A 13,680-nucleotide genomic window follows, 5' to 3' on the forward strand; every position below is an offset into this window, starting at 1 on the left:
GTCATGGAGCGCCTTACTGTTCGTCGACAACTGCGATGCCATCTTGGATTTACTGGCTCCGCCAAATCGGACCCTGTCCTCAGCATCGGATAACGAAACGTCAGTCGGCGGCGTGATTGCGAGTAGCCGGTCTTACGGGTGATACACCGCGTACCGGAAACGTGCAGTCCAGCTTATCAGAGTCTTAGCCCGAAACGAGATTTGTAGTGAACAACAACTCCTTGGTGCCGGCCGTCAGCGACTTCCTGGAGCTCTGGGAGCAAACCTTCAATGTGCACGCGCCGGAACGTCTGGTTGTGCTATACGCGGATGATGCGCTGTTTCAGGGTACATCGAGTGATAAGCTCTACATTGGCGCTAAAGAGATAGGCACTTACTTTCATGGCATCGCCACCGTGAAAATGGACGTATGGCATTCCGTCACTTTGGCGCACAACCTTATTTTGGTGGTGGGCAATTATGTCTTTTCACAGTTGCGGAATGATCATCAGGTGTCGACACCGGCTCGCTTCACCTTCGTATTACGTCGCGAGGACGGCGCATGGAAGATCGTACACCATCACTCATCTGCCATTCCCGATGACGGCCGAACCAAGGTTTGCGGTATCGGAGTTTTGTAGCTGAAATGGCACACTCAGGCTGCCTCTCGCCAGCCTGCCCATCGTCCGGCTGGATCGCCCAGATTGCCGTCTCGCGTTCGGTACTTTCGCGAGCTTCCTGCATTGTAGGCGGTTCTGGTTTCAGAATTGGCCTTAATAGAGGCTTTTCCGCTCTTCTCGTCGCTATGCTGGTCAGACAGTCATCCCCAGCGGTACGCGTCTGCCCGCCGCTAACTTGATTAGCTCTGGGGGACTGGGAAGCCGCAGTCGAGGAAGCTAGCTGCGGCCTCGATCGGGCCAACATCCAGCAAGGCACGGGCAGGTCGGCCGAGATGGTTGCCCGGCGGATGCCACTGCAAGATGAACATCTGTAATAGTATGGCCAAGGCCGGCGAGTACGAGATCGTAGCGCGCAGCGCCGGCCTGGCCGACTGGAACGAGTGCCGAAACCGAAGCATCCCCAGCGACGACCCAACATGTACGGACCAGCAGCAGCGATGGCCGGCGATCGCGATGGCATTTGCGGTCTCTTGCTCGCTGCCCCTTCGCTTGATGCTTTAGCGCCCACGATAGTTAGGCGATCTCTTCTCGAAGAAGGCGTCCATCCCTTCCTGCTGGTCAGCCGTGCTAAACGCATAGCGAATTGCCTGACGCTCGAATTCGAGACCGGCGTCCAGCGTGGTCTGAAACGCCGCGAGAACGGCTGCCTTGGCAAGTTCAACCGAACGAGGCGGCTTTTGCGCGATGACCTCGGCAACTTCGACGGCACGCGCCTGTGCCCGGCCGCTTTCAACAACTTCGGCGACAAGGCCGGCCTGCATCGCTGTGCGGGCCGAAACGGAATGGCCGCTTAGGATCATCAGCATGGCCAGAGATTTGCCAGCCACGCGCGGCAGACGTTGCGTTGCGCCGTCACCGGGCATTATCCCGATGTTGATCTCAGGCTGTGCAAACATCGCCCCTTCGCCTGCAATCACGATGTCGGCGAGCAGCGCCAATTCATGACCGCCGCCGAAGCAGATCCCCTCAACCGCAGCAATAAGTGGTTTGCGGAAATTCGCGATGTCCCGCCAAGCAGAACGTCGCACGGTATTGTCGATTGCCTCAAACCCCCGCTCTCGCATCTCCTTGATGTCGGCTCCGGCAGAGAAGAACGCATCATTCCCGCAAAGGACCACGCAGCGGACATCCTCATCGACCGCGGCACGGCGCAACATCGCGCCAAGCTCCACGATCAGGTCGTTGCTCAAGGCGTTTCGTTTCGCTGTCCTGTTCAACGTCAGGAGGCGCACCTTGGGCCTGGGGAATGTTGAGAGGATAAAATCGGGCTTCTCGGTCATTGATAGTGCCTCCAGAAAACAACGAGAAGATCAGCCCTATACTGAAATCGATTTCTGCGCAAACTTCCGCTGCAGAAGCACTATTTGTCGAGCTTGGTGCTCCGGTGTCGTGCTCGGCTGCGGCGGGGACGACCGGCCCCCGGCGATAGCGAACTGAAAACTCCTATTAATAACGCTTGACTCTGTCTCACCATCGAATTATTTCACTGAAATCGATTTCAGCAACAGCGTGGTTCAACACGCCTTTTGTGGAAGCTGGCGTCTGGTTCGCGAGATTGGCGGCAGTTCGGAATTCACTCGACCAAGCAACGGCCTTGTAACGCCGCGCCGTCCAATAACAATAAAAGCTTCTTCGAGAAGTGCGATTTGGCAACAGGAGGAAATGAAGCCATGCGAACGGGGCGCGGGCCAGCGCGCGGTTTATGCGCAGACGGTTCTAGGAGGTCTGCTCTTGAGCAGCCGCGTAAATCTGAGCCGCCACTCGGCAGCGCGTTGTGTGACCAAGGTGGTACAAGAGCCGGCCGTGCGGCCGCAGCGACTTAAAGAACCGTGACGACAGGCGAGCTCGCCGGCAGCATGCCTGGCATTCCTTTCCCTCTGCGTCCTTCGCGTTGCGAGCCGAACTGTTCAACGTCGCCCGTATCTTCGACCCCGCACTCGGCGCCGCGGAGCGAACGGGCGGCTGCTCGTTCTCGGTCGGCCCGCAGCATCATTAACGCCATCAACAGAGCTCGAAGAGACCATGAACATTATCGCCCAACCCACGGCCGTGCCCGTTCAGCTTGACAATCAAGTTGCCACCAAACGAATGACCGCTGGGCTCGGAGGAGGCGTAGCGCTAGAGTGGTACGACTGGAATGTCTACGGCATCATGGCGGCGTTCCTCTCGCCTCACTTCTTCCCCTCCGATGATCCTACGACCTCGCTGCTCGCGGGACTGGCCGTATACGGGGCGGGCTTCTGCGCGCGGCCTCTGGGCGCGGTTTTACTTGGGCCTATCGCAGATCGCATCAGCCACAAGCGAGTCATGATGATCTCGGTGACAGCGATGGCAGTTTGCTCGCTGCTGATCTCCGTATTGCCGACCTACAACAATATCGGCGTTGCGGCGGCCGTCGCGCTGCTTGTCTTGCGGCTGATTCAGGGGCTTGCCACCGGGGCTGAGGCCGGTGTCGCCAACGCCATCGCTATTGAATTGGCGCCCGCGGGGAAGGAAGGGCGTTTTCTCGGTCTGATTGGTGGTACGTTCATTCAGCTGGGTAACCTCGGATCGAGCCTGGTCGCCTTCCTGGTGAGTGCCTCGGTTGCCCCCGAAGCGATGCGTGAGTGGGCCTGGCGCGTACCGTTTACCGTCGGTGGCGTGCTCGGCCTTCTGATCATCTATCTGCGCTCGACCGTGCCGGAAACTTTGATCCATCGGGCTATGCACCGTCAGGACGAGTCCTCACGCATTCAGGAAACCACGAGCGGCGTGTGGAAGACGCTCTGGAGCGTGCGGCTATCGCTGCTCGCCGTGATCCTGGTGATCGGCTCGGTGCAGATCGCCAACTATGCGTGGAACACGGGGCTGCCCAACATGGCAAACACGGTGTTCAAGGAGAACAGCACGTATGTGTACGGAATCATGACGCTGATGATTTTGATCTGGACGATTGCTGCACCATTCGTAGGCGCCTTCGCGGACAAGGTTCGGCCCTCGCGCGCATTCACGCTGCTGCGCTTACTTCTCATCCCGTGCTTTTTCCTGACTTTGCTTTATACGGAGAAGAACATCACAACGTTCTTCCTTGTCACGGTGTTCGGCGGCGCCATCGTCGGCTTCAACATGGCCCTCTATAACTTCATCGCTACCACCTTGATGCCGCGCGCCGTGCGGACCACGGGAGTAGCTCTCGGTTATGCGCTCGGCGTCTCGCTCTTTGGCGGAACGTCACCGTATTTGCTGGTGTGGCTGCAGCGCGAGCACATGGCCTGGATGTTTCCAATCTATGGTTCGGTGATAGCGCTCTTGAGCGTCGTAGTTTATCACTTCGCCAAAAGGCGCGGTCGCGTCTACATCGGTGACTGACGGCCCTGAACGGGGAGCCATTCAATGAAAACGCCTTCATCGCCGCACTTTAAGCCCGTAGACCTGAAGCAATACTTCAATGCGAGGCGCCGGGAGCTCGATGAGGGGTTCGGCAGCCGCCCAGGCGATACCGGATGGATCGATTCCTTGCGAGGGTCGCAGACGTATCGCGGCATGCCGTTTCTGTTCGGCAACGAGGCCGGGCCGGATGTGCTGGCTTTGCGGCCCGGGGCCTCTCCCGTGGTGATCGAGCTGTCGCCCACATTGGCAAGTTACGTGCTCTTTGTGCAGGTGGCCGCGGACCGTCCACCTGCGAGCCTCTCGGAATTCGGGGAGATCGGGCCGGCTACGCTACCTGTGGAAGGCAATCCTCTGGGCGACCGGGTGTCGACATACGGGCTCCGATACGCCGACGGCAGCGAAGCCGACGTGCCAGTGGTGCGGCGGTTCGCCATCCAACAGAACCACATCTCCTGGAGTGCGAGTGCGTTCGCCGCACTGCCCCTACGGGGGCCCATCGTGCACGCAAGCACCGGCGAAGATTTTGCTCTCGGCGGGGCGCCGAGCAAGAGTTTCTTCCTCGGCGAAGCCCGTACCGAATCGGGGCGCATGGACCGACAAGGGGAGAACCTGTGGCTCTATGCGCTCCCAAATCCGAATCCGGAGAAGGAGTTTACCGCACTAAGCCTGCGGGCCGAGCAGGAGGTCTCGCTAGTATTTGCGGTAACCACAACAAGGCTCACGGAGAATCCGCTGCGCCTCCAGGGCCGACGCAAGCTGAAGCTGCAGCTACCGCCCGGGGTACATCTGAACAAGCTTGGCGAGCTCGACGTCGACCATCGCGGCGAGCAGATCGGCATCGACCTGGGGACCGTCATCTCCGCCCGGGCGGTGCTGAGGTACTCGAGAGCGGACTGGCTCGCTGCTAAGCCTGACGTACAGCCGGTGCGCTCGCACGACGAGGTCATCGTCGAGTACTCAGCGCACGCCGACGCAAAGCTCTACCTGCGCTCGGAGGACGGCCGCTTGCACGTTCGGGACCTCCGCTCCCTGGTGGCCTCCGAGATTCCAGCAGAGATGTCACTGCAGGCGGTCGCTATCGAGCCCGCAACGAGACCCGTGAAGATCCGCATTGTAGAGAAGGGCAGTGGTGTGCGCGTCGCCGCACGCCTGCATATCCATGGGCCCCAGGGGGAGTATCTGCCGCCCAAGGGACACCACCGCAAGGTTAACACCGGCAGATTCGAGGATTTCTCGGGCGAATTTGCCAATGGGCTGAACCAGTACGCCTATGTGGATGGAAGCTGTGATGCAGACCTGCCGATCGGGTCGGTCTTCGTGGAGATCAGCAGGGGCTTTGAGGTGGTTCCACTGCGCTGTATCGTCGAGGTCACCGCGAGCACGGAACACCTGACCTTCGAGCTCGATCGGGTGCTGCGCTGGCGCGAACAGGGCTGGGTCAGCTCCGACACGCACGTCCATTTCCTGAGCCCACAGACCGCCCTGCTGGAGGGCAAGGCGGAAGGCGTCAACGTCGTCAACCTGCTCGCAGCGCAATGGGGCGAGTTATTCACCAACGTCGCCGATTTCGACGGACGCACCACGATCGGAGCGAAGGACTTCGGTGGGGACGGAGAGTTCCTCGTGCGTGTCGGCACAGAGAACCGGATGCAGGTTCTGGGCCATATATCGCTGCTCGGCTATGAAGGCGAGATCATCAATCCCCTCTCGTGCGCCGGATCGAACGAAGCGGCGATTGGCGATCCACTGGAAGCCACCATGGCTGACTGGGCGGAGCGCTGCCGCCAGCAAGGTGGACTGGTTGTGATGCCCCACGCGCCCAACCCGCAGGCCGAACGGGCCGCCGATATCGTGCTGGGCCTCGTTGACGCTATCGAAATGATGTCGTTCAACCCGCGGACGGCGCAGATCAGCGCATTTGGCCTCGCCGACTGGTACCGTTACCTCAACATCGGCTACCATTTGCCGCTGGTAGCCGGCTCCGACAAGATGGATGCCGCCGCGCTCCTTGGAGGCTCGCGGTCTTATGTGCAGCTAGGCGCGCGCGAGTTCACGTATCGCAACTGGATGGATGCCGTTCGTAGCGGCGACACGTTCATCACGGTCGGCCCGCTCGTGGACATGACAGTTGAAGGACGGCGCCCCGGGAGCAAGATCGCGCTTCCCTCGTCAGGCGGCACCGTCAGCGTCGATTGGAGGATCGAATCGGTCAGCGTCCAACCAACAAGGTTGGAGTTGATCCGCAACGGCATCGTTGTCGATGAAGTTCGATGCGCCGACTTGGCGTGCAGCGGTCACATCTCATTGCGCGTCACCGAGTCCTGTTGGATCGCGATACGTGTTCGGGGCAGCGTAGCGGGCCGCGAGGCAGACATCGCGGCCCACACCAGTGCGGCGTATGTCAACGTGGGCGACAAACCCATTTTTGCAACTGCGGACGCAGTGTCGGTCCTTGCACAAATTGAGGGATCGATCGCCTACATGGATACCCTTGCTCCCAAGAGCGACGAAGCGCGGCACTCGCGGCTGCGAGTTGCCCTGGAGCTTGCACATCATCGCCTGCATCACAAGCTACACGAGCTCGGCGCCAGCCATCACCATGCGCCCATTCATTCCGTTCACGTTGAACGCGAGCATTGAGAGCGGAGAAAAGCTTGTGTCAGTTGCTGTTCCTTTTTCTCGCTCAGCCGTCGCCGGCATGCTTAGTCACATCCTCATTCGCCGCACCAGGGATATCGGGCATATCGGCATGCGCCGGCGCATCCGAACCAAGACCTTCACTTCAGTTGAAAGTGGATTGCAGTGCTAAGTGCGCCTGCGACGTGCCGGCCGTTGGTTGGACCTTGGCGGCGCGGTCGATGCCCGCATCACCAGACGATAAGGCAACAGGACACTTCTGGGCACCGGGTTTCCGACGATGGCGTTGATCAGATAATCGGCGGCTCCCCGGCCGATTTCAGCTGCGGGAACACTGACAGTCGTGAGCGGCGGGTCCATCTGTGCAGCGAGCTCAACATCATCAAATCCTGTTATGGAAAGCGCGGCCGGCACGGCCAACCCCATTTTGCGAGCCTCTGCCATTGCACCGATGGCAAGCGTGTCGGTCGTGCAAATCACCGCCGTGGTATCGGGATGCTCGGTGAGGAGCTGACGAAGTGCGCTGCGGCCTTGGGCAAGCGAGTAATCCGCCTTGATGATCTGGCTCGCCTTAAGCGGTAGCCCAGCGTCGGAAAGCGCGCGCTGAATGCCCTCCAGCCTTGCGCGGGATCGGTCGTTGGAAGCCGCAACAACGTTGGCGATCGTACCAAAACGGACGTGTCCAAGCCGCAAGAGATACTCGGTCATCTCGCGCGTGGCGCTTTCGTTATCGATTCCGATCGCAGGGATGCCGCCAGCTGCCTTTGAAACATAGGTCGTGATCACGGGTACGGCGGCCTGCTCGATCAGAGTCCTCAGCTCGCGTCCGTGGGAGCCGCCGACCAACACAATTCCATCGATGCCGCGCTCGAGGAGGCTCTGCAGTTCCTGCAACTCGCGGCGCTGGTCATACTGGGAATTCGCAATGAACAACGTGTAGCCGCTCTCGCTAAGGCGGTTCTGTAGCGCCTCAACTCCTTCGGCAAAGATGCCGAGCGCCAGCGTCGGAACTATGACTCCAACGGTCCGCATGCGTCCCGACTTCAGCGCTCTTGCTGCGCTGTCTCGCGTGTAGGAGAGATCGGTGATGTGGCGCATCACTTTGTCCCGGAGCTCCGGCCTCACGATTTCGGGATGATTGAGAACGCGCGACACGGTGGCAGGGGACACATTGGCTTTTCGCGCGACATCTTCGATCTTCACGCGCGGCTGCTGGCGTCCTTTGGGATCGATTGCTCGTTTCTTATCCATTGGGTCTATCGGTCAGAGAAGGATGTCTATGTCGGATCTACTTAAACCATTGGAGGGCGAGCATTCTCAAGCTCCGTCTGTGCCCGATACACCTTTTCCGATGGAACGCGGTTGCATTAACTCAGGCTTCAAGTTGGCTTACCGGTCTCGTTCCTCTTGACTCTCTGGATCACAATGCATATTTCTGAAATCGATTTCAGAACGGACAACGAACGAAATTCCTTAACTGAAGAAAAGCCGAAGGCGGGACCATGGTCGATCTTTTGAAGGGCGTTCGCGTCCTGAGCTTCAATCACTTCCTGATGGGCCCGGTGGCTGCGCAGTTCCTCGCCGATCTCGGAGCGGACGTCATTGCTGTGGAGCCGCCCGATGGCGCATTTCAGAGAAAGTGGGGTGGGGCCGACAAATGGGTCGACGGACAATCCATGCTGCTGCTCACGGGGAACCGCAACAAACGCAGCCTCACGCTTGACCTGAAGAAGCCCGAGGCAATTGAGATTGCTCGGAAGCTGATTGCGACCTCGGATGTCATGTCGGAAAACTTCCGCCCAGGCGTGCTCGACAAGCTGGGCCTCGGCTATGAAGAGGCCAAGAAGATCAATCCGCAGATCATCTATGCCGCAGCCTCCGGCTATGGTCCCGATGGGCCCTACGTCAACCGCCCCGGTCAGGATCTTTTAGTGCAGGCAATGTCGGGACTTGCCACGATCACCGGGAGCCGTGAGCAGGGCCCAAGGGCCGTCGGAGTTTCGGCAGTCGATCATCATGGTGCAGCGCTGTTTGCAGCGGGTATTCTGGCGGCGCTTGTGAGGAAAGCCCGCACAGGGCAGGGGGGCCGCGTCGATGTTAGTCTCCTGTCGGCGGCGCTCGACCTGCAAATGGAATCCTTTACCTGCTATCTTAACGGCGAGCGGCCCGACGATGTCCGTCAGCCCGGCCCCATCGCCGGTTGGTACTTCGGAGCCCCCTACGGCATCTATCCGACACGAGACGGTCATATTGCGATCTCTCTGGGATCCCTCAGCGCATTGTCTGAAGCCCTCGACCTTCCTGCCGATCAGCGCATTCTGGATAATGAGGCTTATCGCCGGCGCGACGAGGCCTCAACTCGGATTGCCGCGAACGTCGCAAAGCGCACGACGGCCGAATGTGTCGCGTTGTTCGAGCCACGCGGTATTTGGCACGCTTCGGTTAACGACTATGCAGATGTCGTGAGCGACCCGCAGGTCGTACATAACGAACACTTCCAGGTCGTCCGTGGCGCGACGGGTACGCCGGTCACGCTCGTTAGCCACCCGGTGCGCTACGACGGCAAGCTGCCGGAAGTCCGACTGCCGCCTCAAACACTTGGAGCTCAGACGGAGGAAATCCTCAAGGAGCTTGGCTATGACGACAGGCAGCTGAAGGAGCTTTCCAAAAAGGGGGCCGTCGGCACCCTGAGCTCCGCTCGCGCCGCTTGATCGCCTGGCGTGCAGGGTCGCCGTGGGACAAATCAAGCAGTTCCGCGAGTCGGGATGCCGAAGCGCCGAAGTCGTTGCATCCGACATCAATCGCTGTGAGGGCCTGCCATGAGTTGGTGGAACTACGCACGTCGCGCTCATGAAGGGGCGGCCGAATCCGTCAGGCCGGTGCTCTAAGCACGCCGAAGCCGTCGAGGAGAACCGACGTGAAATCGATCGGGCGTTGTACGGCTAGCACCGTCCATGGTGTCCGAGATCTTTGTAAGTGATAAAGGAGTGTCGGGTATGAGCAAATCACGATGGGCTGAAGCGATCGGCCACATGCAGACACGGGTCGATCAGACGCTTTCCACCGTGAAGACGGGATTTCCGCATTGGGCCGACAGCTCGACCGGCAAATGGACGACCACGGCGGACGGCGATTGGACCGGTGGCGCATGGCCTGGCATGTTGTGGCTGCTCGCGCGGCGAACTGGGAAGGCAAAGTACCTCGATGCAGCTCGGTTGTGGAGCAGCCGCTTGAGGCCGCGCGCACATCTGCAAACCGCTTTCAAGGGCTTTGGGTTCTACTATGGGGCGGCGCTTGGCGATATTCTGTGCAAAGACAACGATGCAGCTCTCCTAGCCCTTGATGCTGCAAGCTCACTAAAGGCGCAATTCGATTATCGGCTCGGCCTCATTCCGCTAGGCGGCGATGCCGAGGAATCAGAAGACGTCGGCAATTCGTTCAGCAGCATCGATTCCTTACAGGCAGTGCCGCTTTTGTATTGGGCTGGCGCAAAGACAGGGGATTCCTCTTACGATGGAATCGCCGCACGCCACACCAAACGCGTGCTCGACATTCATATGCGTTCTGATGGCTCAATCGTTCAGTCAAGTGAGCTCAATCCCGCGACGGGCAAGGTCGTCCGCCATTTCACGCACAAAGGGTACAGCGATAGTAGCGTGTGGGGCAGGGCACAGGCGTGGGGTCTCGTCTATACGGCGATCGCGCTTGCTCATGATCCTCATGAGAAGCGCTGGATGGAGCAGTTGATTGCGGGGGCGGACTGGTGGCTGTCGCACGTGCCAGCCAGCATGGTAGCGTTCTGGGACTTCGATGACCCTGCCATCCCCAATGCGGAGACTGACACGGCGGCAACTGCAATTACGTGCTCGGCGCTTCTGAAGCTGGCGCGGCTCGCGCCGACAGCGGCACTGCGCGCTAAGTATCGTGAGGCAGGCGAATCGACCGCTAGGGCATTGATCGACAATTATCTAACGACGGCAGGTCCAAACGACACCCGCTTGCCTGGGATGCTGGTCGGTGCCTGCTTCAACAAGCGTCGCGATGCACGCGCCCAGGATTCGGCAAACAAAGCAGAGACGATCTTCGGATCCTACTATCTGTTTGAATCTCTAAACATCCTCGATGGGCTGGTCGAGGCCGAGAAGGTCTGATCACTTTGTCTACTTACTGGCTGGATTTCTCCTAATGCCAAACGAAACCTACCCAATCTATACGGGCCTCTTCCCTGTCGCGCCGACGCCCTTTACGGAGACCGGAGATCTCGACCTCGAGGGCCAGCGGCGGGTTATCGACTGCATGGTCGATCAAAAGGTCGACGGCATCTGCATCTTGGCCAACTATTCCGAACAGTTCCTGCTATCCGACGACGAGCGGAAGCTGCTGGTCGACCTCTGCCTCTCACATGTCGCTGGCCGCGTTCCCGTCATGGTCACCTGCAGCCATTTCTCTACCCGTATAGCGCTGGCGCGCGCCCGTCATGCGGCCGAAAGCGGCGCAAGCCTCGTCATGCTGATGCCGCCCTATCACGGTTATGGTCTGAACGCCGATGAAGTGGGCACGCTCGAACACTTCAGCCGTGTCGCGGATGCGGCCAGGATTCCAATCATGGTCCAGGATGCGCCGCTCAGCGGCGTGACGCTCACGGTGCCATTTCTCGTGCGACTTGCGCAACAAGTGCCACTCGTTAGCTATTTTAAGATCGAGGTGCCGTTCGCCGCGGCAAAGCTGCGTAGCTTGGTCCAGCTCGGTGGCGAGACAATCATCGGTCCATTTGACGGCGAGGAAGCCATTAGCATGATGGCGGACCTCGATGCTGGTGCGAGCGGAACCATGTCGAGCGCACTGCTACCGGATCTGCTCCGGCCTGTCATTGATCACCATAGGGCCGGACGCAGATGTGAGGCTCGCGAGGCCTATGCCAGGGTGTTGCCGCTAATCAACTTTGAGAACCGGCAATGTGGTCTGCGCGCTGCCAAGAGCGTGATGGCCGAAGGTGGCGTGATCAAATGCGAGGCAGTGCGACATCCCCTTGCGCAGATTGATCCCGACACGAGAAGAGGCTTGATTGAGCTCGCACACGAAGCCAATCCGCTCGCCCTTTATTGGGGGCACTGAATCGTTCGTCCACGGCTGGAGGCTTCAATGAAGATCACGACCCGCTCTGGTCGACAGTGAACGTGTTCTAGCGTGCCATCCACAGAATCGAGTGCGAGCTCTACGGTAACGACTTGGCCCGGCAGCGGCCCGGTCGCAACGAGAACGGGACGGCAGCGAGGTAACGCCTGTTTTGCTGGAGCGACTGACGGCAGAAGGGCAGTCCCTGATCGAACGACGCGACGCCTTCGAGCTGTTGCGCAACTAGGCCGCCCACACCCGCTTATCCGACCAGAGTTCCATCCCTCGCATACCTGCTCTGCTCGGCATGCCGGCCGTCGCAGGACGAGGCGTGGTGTTCGTGATATCCAAGCGGCGCATCGGCGAAGGGATAGGTGGACATGAAACAGGAACTACGCGCGGCCGTCGAGGGAACGATTCACGCCTACGTTGCCGATACCTATGGCCTAGGGTCTCGACAGTTGTGAAAGGTTCTGACGCAGGCCAAGACGACCGTGAGCAAGACAGACCACCGCCAGCTTCGCGCATTTGTCTCCTGATGCGAGGATCTATTCGTGATTGCCTGCAGTACTCGCGGATACTCAGGCGTAAACTGTGACCGCACCGGCGGGCGGGTTTTCCGAGATCGTTTTGCAGTGAGCCAAGCGAGAGAGATGCACGGGTTCCATTCGCAAGCAATGCAGCGACGTTTCTTCATTGGCTTTTCTTCCATCTCCTTCTTCATCGTCGGCGCCGGGATTGTCATGCCGGCGTGGGTTGCGTTCGATGTGGGCGGATCGAACCTGGTGGGCCTGGTTCTGCTGGCCTCCAGTCTTGCCGGTTTTGCCCTGGCGCCGCTTAGCGGACATGTCGTCGACCGTCACAATCGCCTCAGGGTCACCGCATCGGGACAACTCGTCAGAGCTGTTGGCTTGCTAATGTTGGCTCCGGTACACCTTTTGCCCGATGCGCTCTCGCGTCCTACCCTCCTTCTATCAGCAGTTCTCGGAGCTTTCGGCTATGCGCTTCTGGCAGGCGCCATGAGCGGCATCCTGCAATCGCTGATTCCCGAGACCGAGCGCATGCGCTTTAACATGCGATTGTCGTTCTTCAATCAGGCGGGGATGGCTTTGGGCACAGGTGCGGCCGGCTACGGCATCGCTCACTTCGGCAGCGCGACGACCGCCGCCCTGTTTGCCTTCGTCGCGATCTCCGTTCTGCCCCTGTTGAGGAATCTGACCGCGTATCCTACGCGCACACACGCAGCGAAGCGCCTCAATCTGTTTTCGGCTTCTCGTGAAGCGATCAACTATCTTGTGAACGAGCCACAAAGCCTGTCCGCGTCGGTATCAGTGGGCCTGGTATTTGCCGTCATTCAGATCACAAACCTGTTGTTACCTGGATTCGTCATTCATTCGCTCGGCGGAGGTAGTCGCCTCTTCGGTACACTCGAGATGACGGCTGCGATTGCGGGCATGGCCGCTCTTGCCGCTGCGGGGATCCCAGCGGTGGCCAGGAGAATCGCTCGCATGACGACGCTCCTTGTCGCCGGCGCGGCGGGCTCGTTGCTCGTCCTGTCCTATGCGACCGACCCGCTTGTCGCAATTGTGCTCTATACGGTGGCTGGGATGCTGTGGAATCTGGCGCGGGCGGCGGCCAACGGACATCTCTTGACTGTCGTCGATTCGGCGCTGATCGGACGCGTCCAGGCCTTTACCACTCTTCTAACGGGTGCGGTTGGTGCGCTGATCTTCCTGCTTCCTACTTTGCTTCCGAATACGACCGAAGCTCAGCTCTACATGGCATGCGGCGTGATGATCCTAGTCACGACCGCGCTCCTCGCTCTCTGGACTCGCCGCGGCAGACCCGCTCGCGCCTGACAGGTCAGCATCGACGATGGGCAATGCCGCCGAGTTCTGGG

9 protein-coding genes and 1 pseudogene are annotated in these 13,680 nt (G+C 59.7%); 8 read left to right on the top strand and 2 right to left on the bottom strand.

The features are described from left to right. The first annotated feature begins 206 nt into the window (after nucleotides 1–206). On the top strand, nucleotides 207–620 hold the full coding sequence (locus IVB45_RS38545) for a nuclear transport factor 2 family protein (RefSeq protein WP_247360277.1): 414 nt from the start codon (nucleotides 207–209) through the stop codon (nucleotides 618–620). A 536-nt stretch (nucleotides 621–1,156) separates the two neighbouring features. On the opposite strand, the gene IVB45_RS38550 is transcribed toward IVB45_RS38545, so the two are convergent. Continuing rightward, a complete protein-coding gene (locus IVB45_RS38550) occupies nucleotides 1,157–1,939 on the bottom strand; it encodes an enoyl-CoA hydratase-related protein (protein ID WP_247360275.1) in 783 nt (260 codons plus the stop codon). Between the two features lie 742 nt (nucleotides 1,940–2,681). Between IVB45_RS38550 and IVB45_RS38555 the strand changes: the two genes are divergently transcribed. Beyond that, nucleotides 2,682–4,007, top strand: coding sequence for an MFS transporter (locus tag IVB45_RS38555; RefSeq protein ID WP_247360273.1), 1,326 nt, complete (start codon nucleotides 2,682–2,684; stop codon nucleotides 4,005–4,007). Nucleotides 4,008–4,031: 24 nt separating this feature from the next. Beyond that, on the top strand, nucleotides 4,032–6,668 hold the full coding sequence (locus IVB45_RS38560; RefSeq protein WP_247360271.1) for a CehA/McbA family metallohydrolase: 2,637 nt from the start codon (nucleotides 4,032–4,034) through the stop codon (nucleotides 6,666–6,668). A 165-nt stretch (nucleotides 6,669–6,833) separates the two neighbouring features. On the opposite strand, the gene IVB45_RS38565 is transcribed toward IVB45_RS38560, so the two are convergent. After that, a complete protein-coding gene (locus tag IVB45_RS38565) occupies nucleotides 6,834–7,916 on the bottom strand; it encodes a LacI family DNA-binding transcriptional regulator (protein ID WP_247360269.1) in 1,083 nt (360 codons plus the stop codon). Nucleotides 7,917–8,167: 251 nt separating this feature from the next. Between IVB45_RS38565 and IVB45_RS38570 the strand changes: the two genes are divergently transcribed. From IVB45_RS38570 to IVB45_RS38590, 5 genes and pseudogenes are all read left to right on the top strand, one after another. Then, a complete protein-coding gene (locus IVB45_RS38570) occupies nucleotides 8,168–9,376 on the top strand; it encodes a CoA transferase (RefSeq protein ID WP_247360267.1) in 1,209 nt (402 codons plus the stop codon). Between the two features lie 285 nt (nucleotides 9,377–9,661). Continuing rightward, nucleotides 9,662–10,816, top strand: a complete 1,155-nt coding sequence (locus IVB45_RS38575) for a glycoside hydrolase family 88 protein (protein ID WP_247360265.1) — start codon at nucleotides 9,662–9,664, stop codon at nucleotides 10,814–10,816. A 34-nt stretch (nucleotides 10,817–10,850) separates the two neighbouring features. Beyond that, a complete protein-coding gene (locus IVB45_RS38580) occupies nucleotides 10,851–11,780 on the top strand; it encodes a dihydrodipicolinate synthase family protein (RefSeq protein WP_247360262.1) in 930 nt (309 codons plus the stop codon). Between the two features lie 38 nt (nucleotides 11,781–11,818). Then, a pseudogene (locus IVB45_RS38585) lies at nucleotides 11,819–12,024 on the top strand (hypothetical protein); the annotation flags it as partial. Between the two features lie 409 nt (nucleotides 12,025–12,433). Continuing rightward, complete coding sequence (locus IVB45_RS38590; RefSeq protein WP_247360261.1) at nucleotides 12,434–13,639, top strand: MFS transporter; 1,206 nt, start codon at nucleotides 12,434–12,436, stop codon at nucleotides 13,637–13,639. The last annotated feature ends 41 nt before the right edge of the window (nucleotides 13,640–13,680 follow it).

This window comes from Bradyrhizobium sp. 4, assembly GCF_023100905.1.
Taxonomy (GTDB): domain Bacteria; phylum Pseudomonadota; class Alphaproteobacteria; order Rhizobiales; family Xanthobacteraceae; genus Bradyrhizobium.